The organism is Rothia sp. ZJ1223 (assembly GCF_016900985.1).
In the GTDB taxonomy this organism is placed as follows: domain Bacteria; phylum Actinomycetota; class Actinomycetes; order Actinomycetales; family Micrococcaceae; genus Rothia.
In genome coordinates this window covers 293540-319436 of the sequence record NZ_JAFEUT010000004.1, presented here as the reverse complement: position 1 = coordinate 319436, position 25897 = coordinate 293540, and the positions used below count along the sequence as shown (strand labels likewise).

At 53.3% G+C, this 25897-nt stretch carries 30 protein-coding genes and 1 riboswitch; of the genes, 7 read left to right on the top strand and 23 right to left on the bottom strand.

Going from position 1 to position 25897, the window contains the following annotated elements:
* Window positions 1-83: 83 nt before the first annotated feature.
* The 15 genes from JTP09_RS07385 to JTP09_RS07320 all read right to left on the bottom strand — a co-directional run bounded on the left by JTP09_RS07385 (window position 84) and on the right by JTP09_RS07320 (window position 11832).
* The gene (locus JTP09_RS07385; RefSeq protein ID WP_204877797.1) at window positions 84-863 is read right to left on the bottom strand and encodes a trimeric intracellular cation channel family protein; all 780 of its coding nucleotides are present in this window, start codon (window positions 861-863) and stop codon (window positions 84-86) included.
* Window positions 864-895: 32 nt separating this feature from the next.
* Window positions 896-1210, bottom strand: a complete 315-nt coding sequence (locus JTP09_RS07380) for a multidrug efflux SMR transporter (RefSeq protein WP_204877796.1) — start codon at window positions 1208-1210, stop codon at window positions 896-898.
* An 8-nt stretch (window positions 1211-1218) separates the two neighbouring features.
* Window positions 1219-1292: riboswitch (guanidine-III (ykkC-III) riboswitch) on the bottom strand.
* 620 nt (window positions 1293-1912) lie between these two features.
* Window positions 1913-2221, bottom strand: coding sequence for a hypothetical protein (locus JTP09_RS07375; protein ID WP_204877795.1), 309 nt, complete (start codon window positions 2219-2221; stop codon window positions 1913-1915).
* Window positions 2222-2359: 138 nt separating this feature from the next.
* Window positions 2360-2809 (bottom strand): 50S ribosomal protein L9, encoded by a 450-nt coding sequence (rplI, locus tag JTP09_RS07370; RefSeq protein WP_204877794.1) that lies wholly within the window; start codon window positions 2807-2809, stop codon window positions 2360-2362.
* Between the two features lie 22 nt (window positions 2810-2831).
* Window positions 2832-3068, bottom strand: coding sequence for a 30S ribosomal protein S18 (gene rpsR / locus JTP09_RS07365; protein ID WP_004005948.1), 237 nt, complete (start codon window positions 3066-3068; stop codon window positions 2832-2834).
* A gap of 107 nt (window positions 3069-3175) precedes the next feature.
* Entirely contained in the window at window positions 3176-3844 is a 669-nt protein-coding gene (locus JTP09_RS07360) for a single-stranded DNA-binding protein (RefSeq protein WP_204877793.1), read from the bottom strand.
* Between the two features lie 105 nt (window positions 3845-3949).
* A complete protein-coding gene (gene rpsF, locus JTP09_RS07355; RefSeq protein ID WP_204877792.1) occupies window positions 3950-4255 on the bottom strand; it encodes a 30S ribosomal protein S6 in 306 nt (101 codons plus the stop codon).
* A gap of 291 nt (window positions 4256-4546) precedes the next feature.
* Window positions 4547-4729: a hypothetical protein gene (locus tag JTP09_RS10085; RefSeq protein ID WP_239478988.1), complete on the bottom strand. Its 183-nt coding sequence runs from the start codon at window positions 4727-4729 to the stop codon at window positions 4547-4549.
* A gap of 32 nt (window positions 4730-4761) precedes the next feature.
* Window positions 4762-4926: a hypothetical protein gene (locus JTP09_RS10080; RefSeq protein WP_239478986.1), complete on the bottom strand. Its 165-nt coding sequence runs from the start codon at window positions 4924-4926 to the stop codon at window positions 4762-4764.
* 28 nt (window positions 4927-4954) lie between these two features.
* The gene (locus tag JTP09_RS07345; RefSeq protein ID WP_204877791.1) at window positions 4955-6184 is read right to left on the bottom strand and encodes a hypothetical protein; all 1230 of its coding nucleotides are present in this window, start codon (window positions 6182-6184) and stop codon (window positions 4955-4957) included.
* Between the two features lie 38 nt (window positions 6185-6222).
* Window positions 6223-6903 (bottom strand): response regulator transcription factor, encoded by a 681-nt coding sequence (locus tag JTP09_RS07340; protein ID WP_204877790.1) that lies wholly within the window; start codon window positions 6901-6903, stop codon window positions 6223-6225.
* Window positions 6904-6913: 10 nt separating this feature from the next.
* Window positions 6914-8263 carry a sensor histidine kinase gene (locus JTP09_RS07335; protein WP_204877789.1) on the bottom strand — a complete coding sequence of 450 codons (1350 nt, stop codon included), beginning with the start codon at window positions 8261-8263 and terminating at the stop codon, window positions 6914-6916.
* A 15-nt stretch (window positions 8264-8278) separates the two neighbouring features.
* Entirely contained in the window at window positions 8279-9163 is an 885-nt protein-coding gene (locus JTP09_RS07330; RefSeq protein ID WP_204877788.1) for an ABC transporter permease subunit, read from the bottom strand.
* Complete coding sequence (locus tag JTP09_RS07325; protein WP_204877787.1) at window positions 9164-10198, bottom strand: ABC transporter ATP-binding protein; 1035 nt, start codon at window positions 10196-10198, stop codon at window positions 9164-9166.
* A gap of 215 nt (window positions 10199-10413) precedes the next feature.
* Window positions 10414-11832: a CCA tRNA nucleotidyltransferase gene (locus JTP09_RS07320; protein ID WP_204877786.1), complete on the bottom strand. Its 1419-nt coding sequence runs from the start codon at window positions 11830-11832 to the stop codon at window positions 10414-10416.
* Window positions 11833-11945: 113 nt separating this feature from the next.
* Here JTP09_RS07320 and JTP09_RS07315 point away from each other — a divergent pair, with 113 nt between their 5' ends.
* The 7 genes from JTP09_RS07315 to JTP09_RS07285 all read left to right on the top strand — a co-directional run bounded on the left by JTP09_RS07315 (window position 11946) and on the right by JTP09_RS07285 (window position 19173).
* Window positions 11946-12449 carry an NUDIX hydrolase gene (locus tag JTP09_RS07315; RefSeq protein WP_204877785.1) on the top strand — a complete coding sequence of 168 codons (504 nt, stop codon included), beginning with the start codon at window positions 11946-11948 and terminating at the stop codon, window positions 12447-12449.
* 39 nt (window positions 12450-12488) lie between these two features.
* Window positions 12489-14144 (top strand): murein biosynthesis integral membrane protein MurJ, encoded by a 1656-nt coding sequence (murJ, locus tag JTP09_RS07310; protein ID WP_204877784.1) that lies wholly within the window; start codon window positions 12489-12491, stop codon window positions 14142-14144.
* A 146-nt stretch (window positions 14145-14290) separates the two neighbouring features.
* Window positions 14291-15544 (top strand): serine/threonine protein kinase, encoded by a 1254-nt coding sequence (locus tag JTP09_RS07305; RefSeq protein ID WP_204877783.1) that lies wholly within the window; start codon window positions 14291-14293, stop codon window positions 15542-15544.
* 197 nt (window positions 15545-15741) lie between these two features.
* Window positions 15742-16773, top strand: a complete 1032-nt coding sequence (gene trxB, locus JTP09_RS07300; protein WP_204877782.1) for a thioredoxin-disulfide reductase — start codon at window positions 15742-15744, stop codon at window positions 16771-16773.
* 62 nt (window positions 16774-16835) lie between these two features.
* Window positions 16836-17162: a thioredoxin gene (gene trxA / locus JTP09_RS07295; protein ID WP_204877781.1), complete on the top strand. Its 327-nt coding sequence runs from the start codon at window positions 16836-16838 to the stop codon at window positions 17160-17162.
* A 120-nt stretch (window positions 17163-17282) separates the two neighbouring features.
* Window positions 17283-18098: a formate/nitrite transporter family protein gene (locus JTP09_RS07290; protein ID WP_204877780.1), complete on the top strand. Its 816-nt coding sequence runs from the start codon at window positions 17283-17285 to the stop codon at window positions 18096-18098.
* 871 nt (window positions 18099-18969) lie between these two features.
* Window positions 18970-19173, top strand: coding sequence for a hypothetical protein (locus JTP09_RS07285; RefSeq protein ID WP_204877779.1), 204 nt, complete (start codon window positions 18970-18972; stop codon window positions 19171-19173).
* A 365-nt stretch (window positions 19174-19538) separates the two neighbouring features.
* Here the strand turns inward: JTP09_RS07285 and JTP09_RS07280 are convergent, their stop codons facing one another.
* The 8 genes from JTP09_RS07280 to rpmH form a co-directional block, all read right to left on the bottom strand.
* Entirely contained in the window at window positions 19539-20786 is a 1248-nt protein-coding gene (locus tag JTP09_RS07280; RefSeq protein WP_204877778.1) for a ParB/RepB/Spo0J family partition protein, read from the bottom strand.
* Window positions 20787-20968: 182 nt separating this feature from the next.
* The gene (locus tag JTP09_RS07275) at window positions 20969-21781 is read right to left on the bottom strand and encodes a ParA family protein (protein ID WP_239479073.1); all 813 of its coding nucleotides are present in this window, start codon (window positions 21779-21781) and stop codon (window positions 20969-20971) included.
* A gap of 681 nt (window positions 21782-22462) precedes the next feature.
* Complete coding sequence (gene rsmG / locus JTP09_RS07270; RefSeq protein WP_204877776.1) at window positions 22463-23101, bottom strand: 16S rRNA (guanine(527)-N(7))-methyltransferase RsmG; 639 nt, start codon at window positions 23099-23101, stop codon at window positions 22463-22465.
* Window positions 23102-23104: 3 nt separating this feature from the next.
* Window positions 23105-23614, bottom strand: a complete 510-nt coding sequence (locus tag JTP09_RS07265) for a R3H domain-containing nucleic acid-binding protein (protein ID WP_204877775.1) — start codon at window positions 23612-23614, stop codon at window positions 23105-23107.
* Window positions 23615-23667: 53 nt separating this feature from the next.
* On the bottom strand, window positions 23668-24642 hold the full coding sequence (gene yidC, locus JTP09_RS07260; protein WP_204877774.1) for a membrane protein insertase YidC: 975 nt from the start codon (window positions 24640-24642) through the stop codon (window positions 23668-23670).
* Between the two features lie 64 nt (window positions 24643-24706).
* On the bottom strand, window positions 24707-25102 hold the full coding sequence (gene yidD, locus JTP09_RS07255; protein ID WP_204877773.1) for a membrane protein insertion efficiency factor YidD: 396 nt from the start codon (window positions 25100-25102) through the stop codon (window positions 24707-24709).
* A gap of 7 nt (window positions 25103-25109) precedes the next feature.
* Complete coding sequence (rnpA, locus tag JTP09_RS07250; protein WP_204877772.1) at window positions 25110-25526, bottom strand: ribonuclease P protein component; 417 nt, start codon at window positions 25524-25526, stop codon at window positions 25110-25112.
* A gap of 104 nt (window positions 25527-25630) precedes the next feature.
* Entirely contained in the window at window positions 25631-25768 is a 138-nt protein-coding gene (rpmH, locus tag JTP09_RS07245; protein ID WP_204877771.1) for a 50S ribosomal protein L34, read from the bottom strand.
* Window positions 25769-25897 lie beyond the last annotated feature (129 nt).

Genomic DNA, 25897 nt, shown 5'->3' with positions numbered 1-25897 from the left:
CGTATGATTCAAGTATGCTCCGCCCACCTTGAAGTTGGTAGTAATCTGACTGAGAGTTACCTGTGCATCTCACAAATCTAGGGTTAACGTTCGTTGCGCCTGTAGTTATCTAAACGCTCAGGGGTAATAATTTCTAGGTTCTCTGTCAAAGGATCCCCCGGACGCCATGTTTCTCGCACCAGTAACCGTTTGGTTCTTCTGCGGGTTTTGCTACGAAAGCTAGGACGCGGCACCGTAATACTCACGGGTTGAGGTAGCTGCCAGTTGCGCCAGCGTGACAGCAGACCCAAAACGCCACAACTCAGGATTGCAACCGCCATGCCAAGGGTTGGCTGGTTGAGTGCTACGGTGAAGATAGCCATTTCGGCTGCGCCAATGAAGGCGATGGTTGCGTACAGTGAATTGCCGCCAAAAATTGAGGGAATCCTGTTGACCATCACGTCTCGTATGATCCCGCCACCCACCGCGGTAACAACCCCTAAGACGACTGCCGGGAACCAGTGCAATCCTACGCTCAGACTTTTGAGGGTGCCAGTGGCTGCCCAACAGCCCATACCCACAAAATCGACAATGAGCAGAAGACGGTCAGTGATTTTGCCGCCCAGGTCAATTGCGTAGGCGACCCCGGCAGATACAAGGGCTGCTACCCAGTAAGCGCTATCGGTGAGGGCAACGGGTAAACCGGTGTTAAGCAGGACATCGCGAATTAGCCCGCCGCCCATGCCGGATGCAACGGCAAGCATCAAAAAGCCAACCACATCAAACCGGAAGGCTCGTGCTACAGCACCGCCAAGCAGACCGTTGGCTGCAACTGCGGCAACATCAACAACGCGATACCAAAGGTCTGGGTCAAAAGTTGCCATAAATGCCCCTCCCTCGTCTTTCTTCCCGTATCCTAGTACACTGCCTTGAGACCGATAACGCCACCAATAATCATGGCGAGAAAAAGAATTTTGAGAGCGGACGCACTCTCCGCCCCAGTGAGCATCGCCCAGCTGACCGTCACTATAGCACCGATACCGACCCATACTGCGTAGGCGGTACCCACGGGGAGCCCCTTGAGTGAATAGGCAAGCCCCGCCATCGAGGCGCACAGCCCAACCACGAAAATCAGGGAGGGCACCAACCGCGTGAACCCCTCAGACTTACCCAGAGCTGTCGCCCATACCGCTTCGAGAACGCCCGAAAGAATCAGAATCAACCAGTACATCTTTGCTTTCTGAGCCGTCTTGTCGCTGACCGGGTACGGCCTCCCTCGTCCGGGGTCTTGCCTGAACGGCTGAAGACCTCGAATGATATTAGCAAAGTTTCAACTCACATCATCTTCGACAAAAAAATGCTGTACACCCGACGATGTGAGGTTCTGAGAAACCCCAAAGTTTTAGTACCCTCAGAAGAGATTATTCTTCTTTCATCCAGCAAGAGGCTTGCTGTGATTGGTCTTGTTGATCCGACTGCGGGTTTGATTCTTAGCTCCCTCATTGCCGTGGCTTTTTGTTGCTGGCGGTGAGCGCTTTTGCAAGAGAGAAATGATTTACCTGCCCTAGTACATGCAACGCAGGGAATTCTTGCACTGACTGCGGGTGCTTGTGTTCTTAGCGCGGTGTCTCTGGCAGAAATCTGGGGCGCCAGCCTGGTGGCACTCTTGCTGGCTTTCCTCTAAGCATTGGGCAGGTTCTCGTCAAACATTAACGAATATGGAGGGAAATCTTTTTGTTAAACACGAAGGCGAGATCCCCATACAGATCTCGCCTTCGTGTTGAGTATATTCAAGGCTCAGCATTACCTTGTTTATTCAGCACACACATTTTGCTTCACGTTCTCACCGAAGTCTTACTACTATTATGCATGCCTATTCTTGGGGGTAGTTTGAAAAAACCTGCAAGAAACCTGAGTGTTTAACGACTTCTACCTAAACACCTGAGAAAACCACCAAACCCATGAAAATAGTGAGCGGATTGAACACAAAGGCAGCCACGAGAAGAAAACTCAGCCAGAGAGTGTATTCTCTGAACTTCACCAAACCCACAAGAGCGAGTAAAGCAGCAAGACCAGCAGCAATCGACCCCAGCACCAGAGCCACCAGAAAAACAGTAACCACCACTGAGGTAGAACCCGCTGTAAAGAAGAATGCTACCAGCAGCATCAACACCGAAATACCCTCAGCAATACCGGCTGCTACTAGCATCTGCCCCGCCGGACTCAAACGTTTTTTCGCCATGCCTACAAGCATGGCAGAAACAGCGCTGGCAACACAAAAATCAAGGCATACAAAGGGACGCGCCAACCCGCTCTCGCTAAAGAGCAGGTGAGCGCGTCCTTTGAACTAACGCTAGGGGCTAACCCCTAAAAGAGTTAATTATTCAGCGACAACGTCGAGCTCAACGTTAGCAGTTACGTCTTCGTGCAGACGTACTGAAACGTTGTAAGTGCCGGTTGACTTGATTGCTGAACCGAGGTTGATTGAGCGCTTGTCAATTGAACCTGCACCAGTAGCTTCAATAGCTTCAGCTACGTGCTCAGCCTTAACGGTACCGAAGAGGCGACCATCAGCACCAGCCTTGTGAGCTACGGTGATGGGTGAAGCAGCAAGTTTAGCTGCCTGTGCCTTAGCGTCCTCAAGATTAGCCTTCGCGCGAGCCGCACGAGCTGCCTTGATTGACTCAACCTGCTTCTCGCCGCCTTTGGTCCAGGTAACAGCGAAACCGCGGGGCAGCAAGTAGTTACGTGAGTAACCGTCTTTAACGGTTACAACGTCGCCTGCAGCACCGAGACCGGTAACTTCCTGAGTAAGAATGATCTTAGCCATGTTCTTCTACTCTCCTTATTCTTTAGCGGCCAGCGCCTGAGTAGGGCAGCAGTGCAACTTCGCGTGCATTCTTGATTGCCTGAGCAATCTTGCGCTGTTCCTGAACGGTTACGCCAGTAACGCGACGAGCACGGATCTTACCGCGGTCGGAGATGAACTTACGCAGCAGTGCAACGTCCTTGTAGTCAATTACAGTAACGTCAGCAGCCTTGAGCGGGTTCTGCTTGGGTTTGGGCTTACGGATTTCAGCCTTAGCCATCGTGGTGCTCCTTATTAGTCTGGGAGCCCGCGGGTTTCAAACCGCGGGATGGTGGATATTTTGGTCTTAGTTAAAGAAGGTGAACGCGGTGAAGCGTGAGGCTCTCTTTAGAAGGGAGGCTCATCGTCAGCGCCGCCACCCCAGTCATAGTTACCGCCGGACTGAGCGCCCCACGGATCAGCTGCGGGAGCAGCAGGTACCGCGTTAAAGCCACCGCCGGTGTTGCCACCGTTGTTGTAGCCATTACCGCTACCAGCGTTGAACTGGTTAGCTGCCGGGGCTACTGGGGCGTTATTGTAACCGCCCTGCTGACCGCCGAAGCCGCCATTTTGCCCGCCTGCGTTGTAACCACCCTGACCACCGCCATTGAAGCCACCGTTTGCAGCGCCACCGTAGTTGTTACCACCGTTGCGCTGATTGCGGTTGACCGAAGCGGTCGCGAAACGGAGTGAGGGACCAATTTCTTCGATCTCTAGCTCCATTGAGGTGCGGCGTTCGCCTTCTTTAGTTTCGTATGAACGGGACTTCAAACGGCCCTGCGCGATAACGCGCATACCCTTCTTCAGGGTTTCGGCGATGTTCTCCGCAGCATCACGCCAGGCGGACGCGCGCAGGAAGAGGGTTTCGCCCTCTTTCCACTCACCAGACTGACGGTCAAAGACGCGCGGGGTTGATGCGATCGTGAAGTTAGCTACCGCTGCACCGTTGGGGGTGAAACGAAGCTCGGGATCGCCAGTGAGATTACCAATGACGGTAATAACGGTATCGCCGGCCATAATCAGCTCCTGTTAATGTCGAAAGAAGTATTACTTGAAAGGGTAGACTCACCGACTGACATTTTAGGGTCTAGTAACCGTGCCAGCGGGAGAATTTTCAAGAATTTACTTTGCAGAGATCTGCTGATCTTCCGGGCGGATGATCTTGGTGCGCATGACAGATTCATTCAGGTTCAGAACGCGGTCAAGCTCAGCAGCAGTCTCAGGGGTTGCAGTGAAGTTAACGACTGCGTAGATACCTTCGGACTTCTTCTGGATTTCGTATGCCAGACGGCGACGACCCCAGATGTCCATGTTGTCTACGGTGCCGTTGTCTTTGGTGACAACTTCGAGGAATTTCGAGAGGGTGGGCTCTACAGCCTTGTCCTCTACCTCGGGATTGAGGATAACCATCAGTTCGTATGCACGCATGATTAAACCCCTCCTTTGGGCTAAACGGCTATGGGATTTCCATAGCAGGAGTATCTTCTAGTTCTGTGTGCCTCGCGGGGATTGGCCGGTTGGCTACACAGACTCATTCAACTTTACAGTAGTGCGGCGGCTTTGGGCAGGGCTGAACAAGGTTTTCTAGCAACTTCGGTGCAACTCACACTAATTACGCCCCTGCTATTTACCGACGCGCGCACCTACGCCAAGAACGCGCCGCTTACCCGATAGATATCAAGCAAGCAACGCGTCCTAGTAGCTAAGAACTAAGCAGTTTTAGTAGCGGTAGCCCTGATTGGCGCGGGCGGTGGCAATAGCATTGAGGATTCGCACACGCAGGGGAATGGTAAAGATGTCAATAAACATCAAAAAACCCCAGAGGAAGAGGGGAATGTACCCGATAAAAAGAGCGACAGTGAGTGAGCCGATACCAAAGAGAGCCAAGTAGATGATTCCCATAAAAGGCGCATTCAGGTAGAACTTATGAATACCTAGCCCCCCCCCAAGAAGAACCAGAGCACGTAGGCAACAATCGAGGATTTCGACCTCACCACAACCTGCGGGGTGGCACCCCACAGAACGTTTGACTGACCCCAGCTTGCTCGTTCTTGGTCAGTAATAGGGGTAGGAATATAGTGATCGGGTTGCTGACTCATAGCCCTCCATCTGTAGGTGCGAAATGTGTTACTGCAAGATGCTTTCTGCGTCCTGCAATGACACGTCAATTTTCGCGCTGCTACCTGTAGATTCTACCCGCGCGTCAATTGCGGCTTCGATAGTTTCACGTTGAGCTTTACCGTCGATTTCGTAGGTTAGCTCGAAGACAACGGGGGAGCGTTTCTCAGCTTCCCAGACAGTGGGCTGCTCAAAGTTTTGAGCAAGGACGAGGGCAGGTCGATTCACGAGTTTCCAGCGGACCTTCTCGACCACCACGCGCTCATCAACATCACTGTCACTTTCGCTGTCATCATCTACTGCGGGAACAGCAACCCTACCCCGCAAAGACATTCCGTTTTCTACATATTTCTCAGATGAGGGGCACCCACTGGGCGATAGACTGCGGGCTTCAGCGCACCTTTTAACCAGCCTGCTCACCTCTTCATCAACCTCGGACCACATGCGAGATGAGGGACGAACCCCTAGTGACAGCAATTCCACTTTATTGTCAGTCAAGGCTACACTGAAGGGCTTATTCATGCCTACCAAGGAATAATACGAACCCTTAGGTGTGTCTAACTGATATTCACCGGGCAGAAGAACAAGACCCCACTGGGTAGCTCCACTAGGCATTACAGCCCCCTGACCGGCACCTAAATCAGTTTTCACACCGTTCACAGTTACCGCATCCAGCGGCAGCGGAGCCTCAATAGGCTGCACTATTTGCGTGGGGTTAACCAGCTGCCACTCGTCATTCAAAAGCCCCTCTTTTTCAAGACGCTCCACAGGAATATCAACGGTATGCCACTGGTCATGCACCTTGACCTCAACATGCGCTACAGCCTGATTCACACCGGCGGTCTCAACATCCTTAATACGGTGATCTTCGATACGCCCTGTTGACCTGCGGTAAGCGGCGCTTTTAATGAAGATTTTGTGATCGGCGGTGAAAACATCTTTATCAAGGGCAGAGAAATAGCTACCGCGCTCCAGTGAGCGCAAGTAGGAGTTCACTGCCTGCTCGGGAGTGCTATTGGTCGTGAGGTGATTGGTAATCGACGCGACCACTGCACCCACCAGCGCCAAGGAGAAAGCAACAAGCAACAAGCGGTTGCGCACAGTAATGCGATCCCTGGCGGTGAGAATACCCGCAATCACCTTAGGCGGCTTGTAGTTGCGGCGGGGCTTAGGTTTCTTGCCCGCAGAAGAAAGGCGGCTCTTGCCAGCCTGAGAGCTTTGAGGCGATGACTCAGCCACAAGAACCTCTTTCTCTTATCAATATCTAAATTATAAGTTTACTGTTTACGGGCGCCCGGGCTGACCAGCCCGCTCTCATAGGCGAAAACAACCACCTGCACGCGATCTCGCACATCGAGTTTAGTCAGAATAGAACGCACGTGGGTTTTCACTGTTGTCTCAGAGACGAAGAAACGCTGGGCAATTTCAGCATTCGACAAACCCTCAGCAATAGCGCCAACCACCTCGTACTCACGCTTGGTCAGCAGAGCCAGCTGACGTTTGTACCGTGCGTCCGACTCTTGAGCAGCAGGACGCGCGATGTACTCTTCTACCAGTTTTTTAGTGATGCGCGGGGCAACAATAGAATCTCCCGCACTCACCACCTGAACGGCACGAACCAACTCATCAGGTTCTGAGTCTTTGAGCATGAAAGCACTCGCGCCAGCACGCAGACCGGAGAAAGCATACTCATCCAAATCAAAGGTGGTCAGAATAATGACCTTTGAATCAGTCTCAGCAGTAATCTTAGCGGTGGCGTCAATGCCGTTGAGCAAGGGCATACGAACGTCCATGAGCACAACATCGGGTGCTAATGAACGAGCCAGATCGTACCCTTCAAGACCGTTCGCACCCTCGCCAACCACCTGAATATTATCGGTGGACTCCAAGACCATCTTGAAGCCCATACGAATGAGGGGCTGATCGTCAACAATAACAACTCTTATCTGAGGTGCCATATATACCCTCCTAGCTATTATTCCATGCCAAATGGGCTTTAACCTGCCAGCCACCCTCTTCGTGAGGGCTTGCTTGCACCGTACCACCGTAGAAAGCAGCGCGCTCTCTCATACCCGCAATGCCCTTACCAGACCCAATGCTGGGTGGCAGAGAATCACACAGTAGCGACCCATCATTAATGATAGTCAACCAAATATCTGGCAGGTTAACCTCCACCTTCACACTAATATGCTGGGTATTTTGCCCATATCGCAAAGCATTGGTCAGTGACTCCTGCACAATACGGTAAAGACTCAACCGCAGATTGTTATCAGAGGGGATCTCTTGCCCCTCGTGTACAAATCTCGCCTTCATGCCGGTGCTAGCAAAAGACTCGGTTAGCACCCGCAGGTTATCCACCGCTTTTTCTTCCGCACCCTCGGCGGGGGCTAGACGCGCATCCTCACCCTCATCAGAACGCAATACACCCAAAGTGCGGCGCATATCAGCAAGTGCGGTGCGCCCCGTCGTTGAAAGCTCTTGAAGAACCTCACCGGCTTTTTCGGGGTTCTTAGCGGCAACGAACCTAGCCCCATCAGCAAGAGTAATCATCACTGTGAGAGAGTGGGCGATTACATCGTGCATCTCGCGAGCAATGCGATTGCGTTCCTCAGCAGCAGCCAGAACCTGATTCTGTTTAAACCCAGCCAGAAGCGCCTGTTCAAACATGCGGTTGCGGTGTACCGCGCGTCCCACCAAGAAGAGGGTGATGTAGAACAGAGCAATAGAAATGATGTCCCCTGCAATGTAGGGGAAATCCGTTGTTGCTGACTCCACCCCTTCAGAGAACTCAACGCTAATGAGATCCCCAGAGTTGTTGATGGAGCGCAGATAGAGCAACACCTGTGTAGATATAGCCATAAGGGAATACAAAATACATCCCAGTAGACCCCGCCTAAAAGGCTCACGTGAACCCAGGGTGTACATAAAAACCCATGAGGTAGCACCGCTGACCACATTGTTCAGTGGGAATGCTACAGCAATCAAATCGACAACACCGCTAGCTAACAAAAGCCACAATGAATAGCGGTTGCGCCAGAAAATCCCCAGAGAAAAGAGAATGCCCAGTGATACCACCAGTAGAAGCTGAGCCCCTTGACTCAAACCTGGGGCTTGACCCGCGTCAGAATCCCCTGCCAATACCTGAGACGCTGACCCCACCACAAAAGACAACAGGTGCATAACCACCAGTGCCACATTAATAATGCCGGGATGCTCATTAACCCACCGCAGCAGCGGGCCGCGTCTTTTCGCCAGCAGGCGCTGACCCTCCTCAGAGAAATCAGCGCCTGCCGGTAATGTTTCATTAGCCTTCTTCAAGGCTTCTACAGCTTTCTACTTGGAATCCGTAAAACGGAATCGCAGGTATCCCAAAACTGCCGGGACAACACACCAAATGGCAAGGTATCCCGCTGCTTCAAGATTATTGTGTTTAGCGTCGGCTGCAACTTCGTAGGCCACCATGCTGTGCCCCAATAAGTTAGGCATGTAGGGCACCATATTAGTAGCCCATTCAAAACCTCCAGCAAAAAGCGCAAACATAATCGGCAAGACAAAGAGGCAAGAAACCACCAATACGATGCCGCCGGCATTATTACGCATGAGAGCGCCAAAGCCAATTCCCATCCACGCAAGCATCATGAAGTAGGCGGCTACTGCCAAGCAGTTGTAGAGCACACCAACCTCAAAGGGGTTAGCATCACGTATTGCAGGTTCAAGAATCGCGTAAGAAGCAAAGAACCCAAGCAACGACAGTACGAAGCCCAAGGTGAAGCTGTAAACACTCATCATCAGTAGCTTGGCGAAAAATACCATGGAACGCTTAGGTACTGTGGCCAGAGTAGTACTTATAGACCGCGTGGCATATTCAGAAGCAACAAAGACCACGGCAATAGATGCAATCAGCATATTTGCCATATCCATGCTCACTGCACCGTTAGAGAAAACGTCATTCGCGAAACTTGTAGCTGCGGACTGATCCACAGATCCGGCAGGCAAGCCCTCCATCTCTGCGGCAGACAGGGCACTCTTGTACATGCTGTTAATAAACAGACCGCCCAGCATGGCGAACCCGATAACCACCACCGCCAAGACGCCGGTCATCACCCAGTTGGTGGTGAGAGTGCGGAACTTAAGAAATTCAGAACGCACAACACCAAAGAACGAGAGTTTCTTGTCCGCGTACCGCGAAGCCTTCGGGGAAAAAGTTGTAGTAGTCATTTACTCGCCTTTCGAGCCCCAGGGGGTCTGGGCTTTCTCATACATGGTTGCTGGTGCTGCCTGCGGGGTGACGCTGGGGTTACCACCGTCCGTAATCACAGAACCTGCAGGCTCAAAACCACCAGAGTGGTACTCAACGTCATCGCGGGTCATCTGCATATAGACCTCTTCGAGGGTCGCAATCTGCGGAGTGAGCTCGTGAAGCACAATGCCTGATTCCATAGCTCTACGAGCAAGGTCACGGGCATCTACACCACTGACCATAAGACCGTCAGTTTCCACCGGGGTAATGGTGAGTTCCTCGGCAGTGGGAGCACCGTCTCGCAGGATGCGCTCAAGCTGCTCACGTGCGTCCGCACGTACCAGCAGACGGGAGTTATCTGCCTGCTCCAAAAAGTCTTTGATAGAGGTGTTAGCCAGTACCCTACCGCGGCCGATTACTACGAGGTCGTCAGCGGTCTGCGCCATTTCGCTCATCAAGTGTGATGATATGAGGACGCATTTGCCCTCGGAGGCTAAGTGACGGGCAAGGTTGCGTACCCAGATGACACCCTCGGGGTCGAGACCGTTAACGGGCTCATCAAGGATAACGTTCTGAGGGTCGCCCAACAGCGCACCGGCGATACCCATGCGCTGCCCCATACCCAAGGAGAAACCCTTAACTTTTTTCTTGGACACGGCACTCAGACCGGTCATCTCGATAACCTCATCAACGCGGCTCTTAGGGATACCGTGGGTAAGAGCCAGCGAGCGCAGGTGCTGCATGCCGGAGCGGCCGGGGTGCATGGCTTTTGCATCCAGCAGGGCACCGACTGATGCTAGCGGTGATGCGAGCGAGGTGTATTTTTGACCGTCAACGAGCGCAGTGCCTGAGGTGGGATTTTCGAGCCCGATGAGCATGCGCATGGTGGTGGATTTTCCGGCGCCGTTGGGGCCGAGGAATCCGGTGACTTTGCCGTCAGGCACGGTGAAGCTGATGTCGTTGACAGCTACTTTGTCACCGTATTTTTTGGTGAGGTTCGTGACTTCTAACATTGCGAACTTCCCTCCCTGTGTCAGCGAATGTGTTGGTGCTCTTCTAGGTTCATACTACGGCACTGAATGGGGACGTGTAAGGTTCTGCGGGCTGGTTTTAAGGGAAAGTAGAGCTAGCTCTACCCTCCTTGCGGACGATTTTTCGGTGGATTTTAGGGGCTTATGAGAAAACCCCACCTGCGGAGGTGGGGTTTTCGTCGTTAACCGGTGGGGGGCTATGAGGTGGTTTCTTGTTCTGCCCACCATGATTTGAGGCGGTTGGTTGCTTCTTCTTCGCCGAGGGCGCCTTCATCTAGCCTCATGTTGAGAAGGTATTTGTAGGCTTTGCCGACTGCAGGACCGGGTTTGATGCCTAGGATTGCCATGATTTGCTGACCGTCGAGGTCAGGACGCATGGCGTTGAGTTCTTCTTGTTCGGCGAGTTCTTCGATGCGGCGTTCGAGGTCGTCGTAGGCGCGGGCGATTTTGTTGGCTTTGCGTTTATTGCGGGTGGTGACGTCCGCCCGGGTGAGGCGGTGTAGACGCTCCAGTAAATCGCCGGCGTCACGCACATAGCGGCGTACGGCCGAGTCGCTCCAACCGGCGTCACCGTACCCATAGAAGCGCATGTGCAGCTCGACGAGGCGAGCGACCGCTTTGATGGTGTCGTTATCAAAGCGTAAGGCGCGCATGCGTTTTTTGGTGATTTTGGCTCCCACGACATCGTGATGCAAGAAGCTGACGGTGCCGTTGGGTTCAAATTTGCGGGTGGCCGGTTTACCGCAGTCATGCATGAGGGCGGCAAAGCGCAGTACAAAGTCGGGGGCGGGTACCGCACCGTCGGCACCGGTTTCTTGGGCTATGGCCTGTTCCATGACGGTCAGGGAGTGCTGGTAGACGTCCTTGTGGTGGTGTTCATCAGCCTCCAGTTTGAGGGCCGGAATTTCGGGCAGAATGTAGTCGGCAAGCCCGGTGTCTATCAGCAAGTCGATGCCGCGGCGGGGGGAGTCAGCCAGAATAAGTTTGGTCAGTTCATCGCGCACGCGCTCCGCAGAGATGATTTCAATGCGTCCTGCCATGTTCTTCATGGCGTCGAAAACATCGTCAGCGAGCGCATAGTTGAAGCGGGCAGCAAATCGGGCGGCGCGCATCATGCGCAGGGGATCATCGGAGAAAGAGGTTTCGGCGGCGCCGGGGGTCTGGATGATTCCAGCTTCGAGGTCGCGGGTGCCCCCATAGGGGTCTACGAGTTCGAGAGTGGGTAGGCGTAGCGCCATGGAGTTAATGGTGAAGTCGCGGCGAAAGAGATCGTCGTTGAGGTTATCGCCAAAAGCTACGGTGGGCTTGCGTGAATCAGGGTCGTAAGAATCTGCCCGGTAGGTGGTGATTTCTACGGTTTCATCGCCTTTACGAATACCGATGGTGCCAAAATCGCGCCCGATATCCCAGGTCGCATCCGCCCATTCGGCCGTTATCTCTAGGGTTTGGTCGGGGGAAGCGTTAGTGGTGAAATCAAGGTCGATAGCTTTCGTACCCAAGATGAGGTCGCGCACGGGCCCGCCTACCAGTGCCAGTTCAAAGCCGTGGCGGGCAAAGAGCTCCCCCAGTTCAAGGGCAATGGGGTCAATGTGTGATGTCTTAAAATTCGCAACCATAGTGCCTTAATCGTGCCAGATGTTTGGGTGTTCGGCATACTTTGAGGTGTTTGTCAGAAGGTATCTTGTGAAAGCGGGCAAAAGGTAGGGCAAGTTTTCGGTAAGGTAGTAACATGACTTTTCCAGTACCTAGAGCACCAAAGAATCGGGTTGTGACACCTGTGTCGATGCTGCCTACGGTTGAGGAAATCTCTGCTGGCGGCGTGATTGTTGATTTTGAGAAGCCTTCTTTGCCGGTAGCGATTATTGCCCGAGTGAACAGGGGCGGACGTGTGGAATGGTGTCTGCCGAAGGGTCACCCTGAGGGTGTTGAGACGAACGAGGACGCCGCTGCCCGCGAAATTGAAGAAGAGACGGGCATCGCCGGTGATGTTTTAGCTTCTCTGGGTAGTATTGATTATTGGTTTACGGTGGGTGGTCACCGGGTTCATAAAACGGTGCATCATTTTTTGTTGAATGCAACGGGCGGGTATTTGACCACCGAGAAAGATCCTGATCACGAGGCAGTTGATGTTGCCTGGGTTGATATTAATGATCTGGGCCGTAGGCTTTCTTTTCCGAACGAGCGTCGCATCGCTGAGATTGCGCGTGAGTACATTATTCATCAGCTTTCCTAGGTTTGTGGGGGGGCTGGTTAGCGGCAGTGAGGGCTTGTTGTGGCGCGTACCGGTGCTTTATCGAGCGCAATTATGGCTGCGGGAACGATGGTTTCTCGTGTGCTGGGTTTTGTTAAAACTTTTCTGATTACCATTGCTTTGGGTTCAGCAACAACGGTGGGCGATGTTTTTGAAACATCGAACACTTTGCCGAACCTGATTTATGTGTTGGTGGCCGGCGGTATTTTCAATGCGGTGTTGGTGCCGCAGATTATTAAGGCTGCTAAGCACGATGACGGTGGCTCTGATTTCGTCTCGCGTTTGGTGACGCTGGCGGTGACGGGTATTTTTGCTGTCACTGTGGTGGTTGTGGTGTGCGCGTGGCCGATTATTACGGTGATGGGACGCGGCTGGTCGCCGGAGCAGCGCGAACTCGGTTTCATTTTTGCGCTGTGGTGTTTTCCGCAGATCCTTTTTTACGGCATTTACACCATTATTGGTCAGGTGCTCAATGCCCGCGGTGCTTTTGGCTGGTTCATGTGGGCGCCGGTAGTCAATAACGTTGTAGCGATTATTGGTGTGCTGGGCTTTATCTGGGGCTTTGGTGCTCAGCGGATGAGCAACCCGCCGCTACATTCTTTGGAGTCGTGGACGTCCACCCAGACCCTGGTATTGGCTGGTTCAGCGACCCTGGGCGTTATTTGTCAGGCACTCATTTTGTTGCTGCCCCTGCGTACAGTGGGCTTGAAATTGCGCCCGAAATTCAAGTGGCGCGGCATGGGCTTGGGCGATTCAGCCAAGCTGGCAGGCTGGACGCTTGCTACCGGCATCGTCTCTAACCTCGCTTTTCTCTACCTGACCCGCGTTGCCGCTGGTGTAACCGGTGCTCGCGCGGAATACCTTGAACAGGGCATCCCGATTCTGGGTGTAGCGGCACTGAACTACTCTTCAATGCTCTACTCCCTGCCCCACGGCGTCATTGGTCTCTCCATTGCCACCGTGCTCTTCAACCGTATGTCTGAAGCCTCACAGGGCGACGACGCAGCAGGTCTGCGCCACGCCCTCTCAGCGGGTCTGCGCGTAGCCTCTGTTGCCACCGTCTTCTGCGCCGTAGCCCTAGTAGTGTTCGCTGGTCCCGTCGGCATGATCTTCTCAGGCGGCGACCCCGTCGTTGGTGCCCAAATCGGTCAGGTCCTCGCCGTTATCTCCCTCGGCGGGCCCTTTTTGACCATCGCCTTCATGATGGGCAGGGTCTTCTACGCCCAAGAAGACGCGAAAACCCCCTTCTACATTCAAGTATTCTCAGCCCTACTCATTGTCGTCGCAGGCTTCGCAGCCTCACAAGTAGACGCCCGCTACACTATCTTCGCCCTGGCAGGCACCTACGCCACCCAGAACATCTTGGCGGTCTATCTCAGCCACCGCGTCCTTGCCCGCCGACTCGGCGACTACGGGCAACACGATATCGTGCGTACCCACGCGCAGGTTGCGCTCGCGTCCTTCTGCTCAGCCCTGGTAGGGGCAGTTGCCCTGTGGTTGCTTGGCGGCTTTAGCTTCGCGGGTTTCGCCTGGCAGTCCCAGCTAACCGCCCTACTCGCTGTCGCTGTTGGCGGCGTTGTCATGGCCATCGCTTACTATGCCTTCCTGCAAATCTTCCAGGTGCGCGAATTTGACCAGTTAGCTGACCCGATTCGCAGCAAACTCGCACGCCGCTAACACAACACCACTGTGCAGTACGGAGCAGTCGCACGATAGCCGTCACAAACATAACGTGAACCGTTAGCTACGGTTCACCGGGTATTATTTGAAGTTACAGCCTTAACTTTGCATTCTAAGGCAGCAATATTTATAGGGGAGGGCCCTTGTCGCAACCATTCACACCAGGTACCGTGCTCGGTGAGCGTTACAACATCACCGGCAAAATCGTTGAAACCAGCGATGGTGTTTATATTTACGATGGTCAAGATCAGGTACTGGGTCGCAGTGTCTCTATTGTCGCAGCCAGTGCAGGACGCGGTGAGCAGCTTCTCGCTAACGCCCGCACGGTTGCTGCCTCCCCGCGCACTAACGTTCAGATTCTTGATCTGGGCCAGTCAGAGAACACCGCTTATCTGATTACTTCACATACCCGCCCGGCTATACTTACCGAATCTCTGGTACACGCTAATGCGGCGCAAAATGCAAACGACACCAACGCCCTCGGCGAGCATATCTTCGGTGACACCGCCTCCCACGCCGGCGAAAACAGCTACGTAAAGGTGGAATCAGAAAAGCCCACCCGCCGAGCAGAACCCCTTGAAGCGTCAAGGTCTGTAGCAGCCCCCGCCGCGGCAACCGCTGCAAGCGCCCTCAAAGAACCCGCCTATAGCGCCGAGACAGCCTACGAAACCACCTACGAACCCGACGAGTTCGAGGTAGAGCACGACGAGGACGACGAAGATTCCGGCTCAGGCATGTGGTTGCTCGCCATCGCCGCAATCATCTTGCTTCTGATCGGTGCGGCTGTCGTATACTCACAACTCGGCAGAATGGTCGATGAACCAGAAGACACAGCTGCCAATCCCACCGCAACCGCTACAGCCACTACATCCATTGCAGCCAGCGCGTCCGCAATCCCCTCACCGGAACCCACCGAAACCAAAGAAGAACTCCCCAAACCCGTAATCTCCGGCGTCAGCCGTCTCTCCCCCGCCAATCCCACCTTCATGGCAGATCAGGATGGCACCCTGGGGCACATGACCGACGGCAACCCCAACACCCAGTGGATGAGCTACGGGTTTGGCTCCCCCAACTTCGGCGGGCTGGTCAATAACTTCGCAATCTCCCTGGAGCTCAAAGAAGAAACCACCGTCTCTGAACTGGTCATCAACCAGGTCTCAGGCACCGGTGGCAGCTTCACCGTCTTCACCAACAGCACCAACTCGCTCGACGGCGCTACAGAGGTCGGTTCAGGCACCTTCACCGCCGCCGAAATCACCACCAAACTCAACGAAGAAGCGCAGAAGGGCGAAACCCAGTTCGTCATTATCCGCTTCGACCAAGCGCCTCTGCTTGCCCAGCCCATCACCCCCGCCTACGTGTACGGCTTGCGCATCGCGGAGCTCTCCGTCAACTAACGCCTCACAGCTCAGGACGCGCCTTCGCCCACCCGTTCACTCACCGGGCGAAACGCGCGTCCTTGTAGCGTTAAAAGGGCAAGCAACCGGCACTACCGGCTGAGCCCTATAGAATACTTCGCACTTTTGGAATAATCGATACTAATCCCGGGTTTAACCCGGTGTAAGCACATGCCCCACAGACGAAAGGCGTTTTAGTGAGCACTTCTCTACCCTTCGGCAACGTTTTTGCCGCGGCAAGCGTCAATCTTAACTCTGCAGGTGAAGACCCCGTTCAGGCACAGCCTACAGGCACCACCGATGAGACCGTTCACGATGTCATCATCGTCGGTTCAGGCCCTGCCGGGTACACCGCCGCGATTTACACCGCACGAGCCAACCTCAGCCCCATCGTCTTCGCATCATCCATCTCCCCCGGTGGCGATCTGATGACCACCACCGAGGTTGAGAACTTCCCCGGCTTCATCAACGGCATCATGGGTCCTGAGCTCATGGGTAATCTACAGGCGCAGGCAGAACGCTTTGGTGCGGACGTCCATTTTGAAGACGTCGCTTCCCTTGAGCTTGAGAGCGATGTTAAGACTGTTACCCTCACCGACGGCAGCGTTTTCCAGGCGAAATCAGTCATTATTTCTACTGGTTCTGAGTACCGCAAACTCGGTGTAGACGGTGAAGAGCGCCTCAGCGGTCACGGCGTCTCATGGTGCGCCACCTGCGACGGTTTCTTCTTCAAAGAAAAAGCACTTGCCGTTGTAGGCGGTGGCGACTCCGCCTTGGAGGAGGCACTGTTCCTCACCAGCTTCGCGTCAAAGGTTTACATTGTGCACCGTCGCGATACTTTCCGCGCCTCAGAAATCATGGCTCAGCGTGCTTATGACAACCCCAAGATCGAGATTCTGTGGGACTCAGAAATCGCCGCCATTGAAGGCGAGAACAAAGTGGAGTACGCAACCCTGCGCAACACTCGCACCGGCGTTGAGTCACGACTCGATATTGAGGGTGTTTTCGTTGCTATCGGTTCTGATCCCCGCACTGATTTAGTCAAAGACAAATTGGAACTGACCGCGCAGGGAACCATTCGCGTTGATGGTCGTTCCTCACGCACTTCTATCCCCGGTGTTTTCGCAGCAGGTGACGTCATCGACCCCACCTACCGCCAGGCAATCACCGCGGCAGGTTCCGGCTGTGCAGCAGCCATTGATGCCCAGCATTACCTGGAATCACTGTAAACACCCGCGGCCCCACCCCGCACTATAAGATTTACCCGCACAACAACCTCTAGGAGTAGATAATGAGCAAAGCTCTCGCAGTTACCGATTCAACCTTTGGTGAAGAAGTTTTAAAGTCAGATATCCCCGTGATCGTAGACTTCTGGGCTGAATGGTGCGGTCCCTGCCGCATGGTTGGCCCCGTACTCGATGAAATCGCTGGCGAGCACGAAGGTAAAGTCAAGGTTGTCAAGGTCGATGTTGAAGCTAACCAGGCAACCGCCATGAAATACGGCATCACCTCTATTCCCGCAATCTATGTCTTCAAAGACGGCGAAGTAGATAAGCAGACCGTAGGTGCTAAGCCCAAGCCTGTTCTGCTCAAGGAGTTCGAGGACTACCTCAAGTAAGCGCTCCTTGACCCCTCAGCGCCCCCTGTTTCACGTGAAACAGGGGGCGCTTGTGTATGCCAACCGCATAAATGCTTCACGAAATAAGTAAGGCTAGTAAATCTTGCTAATCTTATTTTTATGACACAGCAAAACATACTTACACCCCCTGAGATGGTGAGCACCCTCGTCAATTCCATGGAGACGAAGGCAGAAACACCCACCCTCAAACTCATCACTCAGGCACTAGCTGGCGGCGCGTTCATCGCTCTTGGCTTCGCTTTTTACATCAACACCATTACCGGCGCTGGTTCCATCGTCCCCCAGGGCATTTTGAAACTCATTGGTGGTGCCACATTCTCGGTGGGCATCATGATGGTAATTATTACCGGCGCTGAGCTTTTTACCTCCACCACAATGAGCCTCACTGCTCGCCTGTCAGGGCGCATCTCGTGGTTCAACTGGGCACGTCACTGGCTGTGCTCCTACGGTGGCAATTTTATTGGCTCCATGATGGTTGTAGCGCTGTGCTACTACGGTGGCTTGCACCTGCGCAACGATGGCGGCTGGGGCGAAACCATTATTGGCACCGCAATGATAAAGACGTCATATTCCTGGGGTCAGGCTTTTGCTTTGGGCATCGGCGCTAACTTCCTGGTGTGCGTAGCTGTTTTTATGTCACTGTCAGGACGCACCACTTTTGACAAGCTCGCATCAGCACTTGGCCCCATCACGGCTTTCGTGGCTCTCGGTTTCGAGCACTCTGTAGCGAATATGTACCTTATTCCTTACGCTATTTTTATTAGCGATGATCCCACCCTGAATTGGACCGCTTTTATCTTCTCTAACCTTATTCCGGTAACTCTCGGAAATATTGTTGGTGGCGGCATCTGCATGGGTCTTTACCAGTGGGTTATCCACGAACGCATGGGTAAAAAGAAAGCTTCGCAGGTTTAACAATCTGCCAAAAACAAAAACCCTCCACTTCTATATAAAAGTGGAGGGTTTTATTATACGCAACCCTAAAAAACCTGACAGGATCATAAGATACGACTCCTACGCATCGAATGCATCCGGGTGTTACTAAAAACTTGACAGCGAAGCGGGGCAGAGAGAGCCATTCACCAACAGATAGATTATAAGGTTTACTCAAAAGTCATATAAACAGCTCCGAACGCGGCAACGGTGAACTAACCTTCTTACCTAGTTCGCCGACGCTCACAAGGCAATTCACATCCCGGCTCACAGGAGGGTTATCCATAAGGGATTTCGGCGGCCGCTTACCCTTGTATACTGGGGTGTTTGCGGTGGGGCGAGGGTTGGTATTTTATGCTACTGGTAGGACTTTGAATAAACCTACAGAAACCCACCGGCACCGGGAACAAAATTATTCATCCACTGGTTGATTTTGTTCCCGGTGCCAACCAGTTGGCATTTCCCGCGCGTCCATCTTTAGTTGTTTTCACCTACCTTATGAATAAAATTTAAATAACTTATGTTATTTATATCTCTCTTATAATTTTCTTGTATAGAAGAAGTGTAAAAAATTAAAGAAACTATGATTTCAATTGAGAATTTTACAAATAATTCTAATCATCAGGCAGAAAACTTAATGACAGCAAGCATAGTCATTAAAAAATATTTAAAACTTTTCACGGTGTATTTTATAAAAAATAGAATTTACATTCTATTAAAATGCTTATAAAAACTTTTATATCCCGACCTTACACATAGACAATTCTTTGTGATAAAGCGTTGCCAGTGGAAAGGACGATCCGCAAGCGTCCCAGAGAAGCATCCATCAAGAACTGCCTATAAGCTAGTGAGTATGGGCAACTATGTACCCCGTTACGAGGATTTTGACGATTTCAGGTCTAAGCCCCTCATTCGCACCAGGTTCAGGGCATACCAGATAGCCTGCTGGCAGGGATACCTAGGCACCCACGAGTTCTTCTTAGGTCACTCACTGCGTGGCTGGGGCATTCTGCTCTTTACATCGGTTCTTTCAACGCTCTCATTCTCGAACCGATAATTGGCGTTTTTCTCCTACTGGCAGTCGGGGGGCTACTCAATCTAGCCAGTATTCACACTATTGCAGCAACAGAGCCTCACGTTAGCGAATCCTACGGGCAGCCCTACGACTCTGTATTTTTCGCCCTCCACATGGTAGGGTGGCTTTCAATTCTCTAGGACGTAAACTTCTGGAAAGGTAAAGAACCACAGACCCAGCACCCACCGATGGGCTCTCATAAGATTTAGTGACAATTCTCCCTGTCGGTTTCACTCAAAATTTCAGACAGCACACGGTGTTTCACGTGAAACATGAACACACAAAAGCGGTGGGGACGCATCCACAATGCTGCCCCACCGCTTAAGTTTTCTGCGGAGAATCCGGTCTTAGGAATCCATCTGCGGATCAAGCACCGAAATAATACGATTGAGATCTTCCACAGACGCGAACTCAATTGTCATCTTGCCCTTGCGCGCACCCAGCTGAATCTTCACGTTCGTGTCGAGCTTGTCTGCAAACGCATCCGCTATGTAGTCAAGACGCTCGTGGTGCTTCTGCGGCTGTGCGGGTTTGCGTGCAGGTTTAGAATCTGAGGAACCCACCGCGAGAACCATTTCTTCAACAGCACGCACCGAAAGACCCTCATTAACAACCTTTTGAGCTACTCTTTCAACCTCTGCGGCGCTCTTGAGACCCAGCAGGGCTCGCGCGTGACCGGCAGAGAGTACGCCAGATGCTACCCTGCGCTGTACCAGCGCAGGCAACTTTAACAGGCGAATAGTGTTAGAAATCTGCGGACGCGACCGCCCGATGCGCTGCGCCAGCTGCTCCTGGGTGGTTCCGAACTCGTCCAGTAACTGCTGGTAAGCAGCTGCTTCTTCAATGGGGTTCAGCTGGCTACGGTGCAGGTTTTCCAGCAGAGCATCACGCAAGAGATCAACGTTCTTAGTCTCGCGAATAATGGCTGGAATTGTGGTGCGACCAGCCCGCTGACTAGCCCTCCAGCGGCGCTCACCCATGACCAGCTCGTACTTCTCAGGAGCGTTAGTGTCTTCGCTAGGTCGCACTACAATGGGCTGCAGGATGCCGATTTCCTGGATTGAGTGTACGAGCTCCTGCATATCGTGTTCGTCAAAATCAATACGCGGCTGTTTGTGGTTGGGGTGAATATCAGCGATTTTAAGTTCGACAAACTTCGCGCCGGGTACGGGAACCAGAGTATCTGCGTTCTCAGAGCCGAAGAAAAAGTCGGCTGGACGCTTGGTTGCCCCGGCGCTACGCAGGGCAACTCCCATGTCAGCACGCTTTTTCTTCGTTTCACGTGAAACATTGTTCTTAGACTTCGATACTTTATTCACGTCCGGCTCGACAGTATTGCTTTCAGTGGGTCTCTCAGCAGCTTGCTCAACTGGCGCAGTCTCAGGCTGACGGGTCTTCCTCGGGGTTGAGATGCGAGGCTCGACAGATTTTTCTGTAGCTGAAGAACCCACCGTGGTATCAGCTTGCTGATGCTCTGTCTGGCTCTTCTGCGCTACCGGCTCCTGCTCTGCGGTTTTGAAGATATCGGTATTTTCGTCACCTGAAGGAATGAGAGCACCTAAGCCCCTCCCCAGTCCCCGTCGTTTTTCTGCCACGATGCTTTAGCTCCTGCTCTTGCTGAAAAATTCTTCCTTTCAAGTCTAAAGCAGTCAGAGAAAAAGGGGGGTCTACGATCCGCCGGTGGCGGGCTATGTTTCACGTGAAACACATAAAGCCCTGTTTGATTCTTAAGAATCAAACAGGACTTTATCTACAAATAACAACTGTTTTTAGTTGTTTATTTGTTTGCTATTTCAAGGGCGGCCTTGAGATAGGCAATAGCTCCAGTCGAGTGCGGATCGTAGGTAAGTACTGTCTGCTGGTAGCTGGGCGCCTCTGAAATGCGAACTGAACGAGGAATCATGGCACCCAACACCTCGTTCGGAAAGTGCCTGCGCACCTCTTCAGCAACCTGGGACGCGAGGTTGGTACGACCGTCGTACATCGTAAGCATGATAGTGCTGACGTGAAGCTCACTATTGAGGTGCTTTTGAATCATGCCGATATTCTTCAGCAGCTGACTCAAGCCCTCCAATGCGTAGTATTCTGCCTGAATTGGAATCAGCACCTCTTGGGCAGCAACAAACGCGTTAATGGTCAGCAGACCTAAGCTCGGCGGGCAGTCGATAAAGATGTAGTCCAGGCGAGACAGCCCTTCACGTTCGCGATACGCAGCGTAATCTGAAATTGCTGACTTCAACCGTGTTTCACGTGCAACCATCGAGACCAGTTCAATCTCGGCACCGGCAAGGTCAATGTTGGCAGGGGCTACCCACAGATTCTCTACGTCGGGAGCGGGCTGGACCACTTGCGCCAAAGGCAGATCTTCGATGAGCACATCGTAGGTACTTTTCACCTCGGTGCTGTGTTCAATGTTGAGGGCGGTGGACGCATTACCCTGGGGGTCGTTGTCAATTACCAGTACGTTGAGCCCTTTGAGCGCTAGGGCAGCTGCAAGGTTAACAGCGGTTGAGGTTTTACCCACCCCGCCTTTCTGGTTTGAGATGGTAAAGATGCGGGTTGATGCCGGCTTTTGGACTTCAGTTTTCATGAGAGCTGCGAACTGCTGGCGTTCCGAAACAGCCTCTTTGGCGAGCGGGGTGTTGGCTGCCGCCGATGATGAGCGCTCGATCTTTTCTAATGTTTCACGTGAAACACGCTTGCCACGATCGGGTGACGATGCTTTTGCATCTGAGGTGGGTTCCGGAGGTAGACCAAAATCCGCCGGCTTTACATTTGCGCTCATGAGGTTCTTTCCTTCAATACTGTCAGGGGTAACCGACACTCCCACACCCCCTCAGGGTAGGTTCAGTGCAGCGGTTTCTCGTTTCTCTAAGACTACCCGGCACGTCCAACAATCACCAGCAAGATAATTTTTTAAAACCTATAAAGGTTTATATTCTGAATATTAAGGGGTGTTTCACGTGAAACCGCCCCAACACGGTATAAATTTGCACGTTCTCCCATTGACAGTGACGTAAGTATAAATCTTGAAAATAAGGAGATGCCAGTGAGCAACCAACATGTCTTTACTTCAATAGTGATTGGTGCAGGGCAAGGCGGGCAGGCAGGCTGCGCGTGAAGTGAAGAAGTTTCTTGTAGAGAGCACATCAGCGACTACTTCAGGTTACGGTCGCCCCTAAGACTAGAGACAGCGGGGCATCAGTAGCTAGCAAAAAGCCCACCGTCCCTGCGAAGGGGCGGTGGGCTTGAGGTGAGACAGAAAGAGACGTTAGAGCGTCACTCGTACCACGGTAGTGGAATCTTCTAGCAGGTTCTCGCCGGCGAGAATAATCTCGGTCTCGCGAGCGCCGTACTTATTGAGCTTCTTTTTCGCTTTGGTGATTTCTTCTGCTGCGCTGCGACCTTTGAGGGCGAGCAGGGTGCCGGTGCCTCGCAGGATTGGCAGGGTGATGTCGAGCAGTCCTACCAGGGCTGAGACGGCGCGGGCGGTGACATAGTCGGCGTCCACCTGCCCGACAGCTTGTTCGGCGCGTCCGCGGATGATATCGACGTTCTCAAGACCCAGATCGTCAACGACTTCGGTGAGCCAGATGACGCGGCGCTCTAGGGGCTCTATGAGGGTCAGCTGGAGGTCGGGGCGTGCAATTGCTAGGCAGAGGCCAGGAAGCCCTGCTCCGGATCCTACGTCGGCTACTGAGGCGCCCTGTTCGATGTGTTCCTGTACGACGGCACAGTTGAGCACATGACGTGCCCAGAGGCGGGGCATTTCGCGTGGTCCGATGAGGCCGCGTTCGATGCCGCTGGTTGCGAGGTGTTCAACGTAGCGCTGCGCTAGGGGCAGACGGTCGCCAAAAACGGCGTGTGCGGCGGTGAGGTCGCTACCGGTTAGTTCGGGGGTTTGGCTCACTGGTTACTCGCTTTCGACTGAGATAACGATGTGGCGGTCGCGTCCTTCGCCCTGGGATGCTGAGATGAGACCGTGTTCTGCCACGAGGTCGTGAACAAGTTTGCGTTCGTAGGCACCGAGCGGGGGCAGGTGTACCTCTTCGCCGTTTTCTTGGACGGAGGTGATGGCGTCCATTGCAAGTTTAGCTAGGCGCTGCTGGCGTCCTGCACGGTGGTTGGCGATATCGAGGATTAGGCGTGAGCGGTTGCCAGTGGAGGCGAGAACGGAGAGGCGGACGAGTTCCTGTAGGGAGTCAAGCACCTCGCCTTTGGAGCCGATGAGAGCTCGAAGGTCTTCGTTCTCTTCACCGTCGGTTACTACCGAAATGTAGTTGCGGTTGTTACGAATTTCGATGTCGATGTCGCCGTCGATATCAGCGATATCAAGCAGTTCTTCGAGGTAGTCAGCGGCGATGTCGCCTTCCTCTTCGAGGGTGGTGATATCTATCTCGTCGAAGATTTCAGTTTCAGACATTACAAAGCTCTTTTCTGGTGGAAAGGGGGTAGGCAAAACGTAGAGGCTAGAAGCTATTTGTTCTTTTTGAGCTGCTGTTTCTGACGTTTTTTGCCAACGGGTTGTACTCGCTGACCGCGGGTTGCGCGTTCGCGGATTTCTGCCTGTTCCTGGTCGTGCTGTTCTTTAGTTTTGCCAACGGGGGGCAGACCTTTAGCGGCACGGCGGGCGTTAAGTTCGCGTTCTGCCTGTGAGTTGGGTGAGGGGTTGTTGCGGATAACCCACCACTGCTGCCCCATTGACCAGAGGTTTGAGACGGTCCAGTAGATCAGCACACCGATGGGGAAGTTAATGCCGGTGATGAGGAAGATGATGGGGAAGACGTAGAGCAGAATCTGCTGCTGGCGGTATATGGAGGATTCTTTGGCAGCGTCAGACATGTTTTTGGCTGAGAGCTGCTTCATGGTGATGAACTGGGTCAAGCTCATCAGAACCACGAGGACGCCTGCGATGGCGATGGTGGAGGTGTGGTTGCCGTTGCCGGGCTGCATCATGGTGGAGAACAGGGGCGCACCGAAGACGAAGGCATCATTGAAAGAGGTGACGTCAGACGGTGAGAGCATGAGAATACCCTCATTGTTGCGAGCTGCACCGGGTACACCGTTCAGTACCTGGAAGAGGCCGAAGAAGATGGGCATTTGCACCAGAATGGGTAGGCAGGACGCGAGAGGGTTGGTGCCCTTTTCTTTGTAGAGCGCCATCTGCTCCTGCGCCATTGCCTGGCGGGAAAGCTGGTCGGTCTTACCCTTGTATTTTGCCTTCAGCTTCAGCAATTCAGGCTGGAGTTCCTGCATGCCGCGCATTGATTTGATCTGCTTCAAGAACAGCGGAATGGTGAGAACACGCATAACCAAGGTTAGGCCGACGATGCACAGCACCCAGTTCAAACCGGATGAGGGATCAAGACCGATGGTGGTGAAGAGGTTGTGGAAACCGGTCAGGATCAGTGAAACGATCCATTTGAAGGGCCACAGTATTGCATCAAACATTAAGTTATCTCCTACGCCAGGGGCTTATTCTGGCAGGGTTGGGTGGGTATCTGGGGGCGTGCCGTTATGAGTGAGGGGCGACGCGTTCAGGATGGTTCAAAAGTATTATTTTTGGTTCTTCACCGGGGGTGAAAGAACGTTTGCCAGCGGGCACTGGGTCTAAACCGCCGGTTGCCCAGGGGTGGCATCGCAGTAGGCGTCTGACCGTGAGCGATAGGCCTTTGCAAGTGCCGTGAACGGTGACTGATTCTAGCCCGTAAGCTGAGCAGCTGGGGTAGTAGCGGCAGACGTTGCCGTACAGGGGTGAGACCAGCATGCGGTAGAGCTTGAGAAAAGCAGTGAGCGTGTTTTGGGGCAGACTCCACAGCGCGTGGGTAATGGAGGTGGGACGCACGAACTCGTGGGGTGCATCTTCTAATCGCTGCTCGTTGGTATCAGCGGTGCGCGGTGCGGTGCCCATGGGTAAATTAGAGCTCCTCTCGCGGCTGCGGTACGGGTGCATCTGCAGCGTCAGGGCGTGGTGCTACTGCAGTGGTTTCAGCGGGGCTGAGTTTGGCAAGGACGCTAGCGAACGCCGATGTGTAGTCATTATTGAGCGTTTTGTAGCTAGCTGAGGCTGCTGCTGGTAAAGCTCTTACTACAAAATAATAGCCCTCCGCGTGGGTTCTTAGCGAGTCTGCACTGATGTGGCGTAGTTTGCGCTGTACTTTATTGCGCATTACCGAGTTACCAACGGCTTTAGACACAATGAAACCCACCAGCGTTGGGGTGTGCTCTACCGGCGCGGCGTACAGTACGAGGGTTTTGCGTCCTACTTTGGCACCGGTGCGTGTTGCTACTGCGAACTGGGCTCTGGTGCGCATGCGGTGTACTGCGGCAAGCATAAGAGTTACGGGCGTCCTTGGTAGAGGTAGTGAAAAGTAGTGTGATAAGGAGAAAGCCCCCAACTGAACCAGTTGAGGGCTTCACCGTTTAAGCTGCGAAAACCTTATGCTGAGAGCTTTGCGCGACCCTTTGAGCGGCGGTGTGCGAGGATTGCACGACCAGCGCGGGTACGCATACGCAGGCGGAAGCCGTGCTTCTTGGCACGACGGCGGTTATTCGGCTGGAAAGTACGCTTTGACATGATGTTGTCTTTCGGTTGTTTCACGCGTTCACGGTGCTACAGAAGAAAAGTTTTTCTGTAGACACTGCGCGCGCAAATTTCTTGCTGTGTACGGTTTCGCCCGGATCTACGGTCGCTTGTGCTCCTTAT

Bases quoted from the DNA above. Each gene is read 5' to 3' on its own strand.
- JTP09_RS07385 (WP_204877797.1), bottom strand. From the start codon at position 863: ATGGCAACTTTTGACCCAGACCTTTGGTATCGCGTTGTTGATGTTGCC.
- JTP09_RS07380 (WP_204877796.1), bottom strand. From the start codon at position 1,210: ATGTACTGGTTGATTCTGATTCTTTCGGGCGTTCTCGAAGCGGTATGG.
- JTP09_RS07375 (WP_204877795.1), bottom strand. From the start codon at position 2,221: ATGGCGAAAAAACGTTTGAGTCCGGCGGGGCAGATGCTAGTAGCAGCC.
- rplI (WP_204877794.1), bottom strand. From the start codon at position 2,809: ATGGCTAAGATCATTCTTACTCAGGAAGTTACCGGTCTCGGTGCTGCA.
- rpsR (WP_004005948.1), bottom strand. From the start codon at position 3,068: ATGGCTAAGGCTGAAATCCGTAAGCCCAAACCCAAGCAGAACCCGCTC.
- JTP09_RS07360 (WP_204877793.1), bottom strand. From the start codon at position 3,844: ATGGCCGGCGATACCGTTATTACCGTCATTGGTAATCTCACTGGCGAT.
- rpsF (WP_204877792.1), bottom strand. From the start codon at position 4,255: ATGCGTGCATACGAACTGATGGTTATCCTCAATCCCGAGGTAGAGGAC.
- JTP09_RS10085 (WP_239478988.1), bottom strand. From the start codon at position 4,729: ATGGGAATCATCTACTTGGCTCTCTTTGGTATCGGCTCACTCACTGTC.
- JTP09_RS10080 (WP_239478986.1), bottom strand. From the start codon at position 4,926: ATGAGTCAGCAACCCGATCACTATATTCCTACCCCTATTACTGACCAA.
- JTP09_RS07340 (WP_204877790.1), bottom strand. From the start codon at position 6,903: ATGGCACCTCAGATAAGAGTTGTTATTGTTGACGATCAGCCCCTCATT.
- JTP09_RS07330 (WP_204877788.1), bottom strand. From the start codon at position 9,163: ATGACTACTACAACTTTTTCCCCGAAGGCTTCGCGGTACGCGGACAAG.
- JTP09_RS07325 (WP_204877787.1), bottom strand. From the start codon at position 10,198: ATGTTAGAAGTCACGAACCTCACCAAAAAATACGGTGACAAAGTAGCT.
- JTP09_RS07320 (WP_204877786.1), bottom strand. From the start codon at position 11,832: ATGGTTGCGAATTTTAAGACATCACACATTGACCCCATTGCCCTTGAA.
- JTP09_RS07315 (WP_204877785.1), top strand. From the start codon at position 11,946: ATGACTTTTCCAGTACCTAGAGCACCAAAGAATCGGGTTGTGACACCT.
- trxA (WP_204877781.1), top strand. From the start codon at position 16,836: ATGAGCAAAGCTCTCGCAGTTACCGATTCAACCTTTGGTGAAGAAGTT.
- JTP09_RS07290 (WP_204877780.1), top strand. From the start codon at position 17,283: ATGACACAGCAAAACATACTTACACCCCCTGAGATGGTGAGCACCCTC.
- JTP09_RS07285 (WP_204877779.1), top strand. From the start codon at position 18,970: ATGGGCAACTATGTACCCCGTTACGAGGATTTTGACGATTTCAGGTCT.
- JTP09_RS07275 (WP_239479073.1), bottom strand. From the start codon at position 21,781: ATGAAAACTGAAGTCCAAAAGCCGGCATCAACCCGCATCTTTACCATC.
- JTP09_RS07265 (WP_204877775.1), bottom strand. From the start codon at position 23,614: ATGTCTGAAACTGAAATCTTCGACGAGATAGATATCACCACCCTCGAA.
- yidC (WP_204877774.1), bottom strand. From the start codon at position 24,642: ATGTTTGATGCAATACTGTGGCCCTTCAAATGGATCGTTTCACTGATC.
- yidD (WP_204877773.1), bottom strand. From the start codon at position 25,102: ATGGGCACCGCACCGCGCACCGCTGATACCAACGAGCAGCGATTAGAA.
- rnpA (WP_204877772.1), bottom strand. From the start codon at position 25,526: ATGCTTGCCGCAGTACACCGCATGCGCACCAGAGCCCAGTTCGCAGTA.
- rpmH (WP_204877771.1), bottom strand. From the start codon at position 25,768: ATGTCAAAGCGTACTTTCCAGCCGAATAACCGCCGTCGTGCCAAGAAG.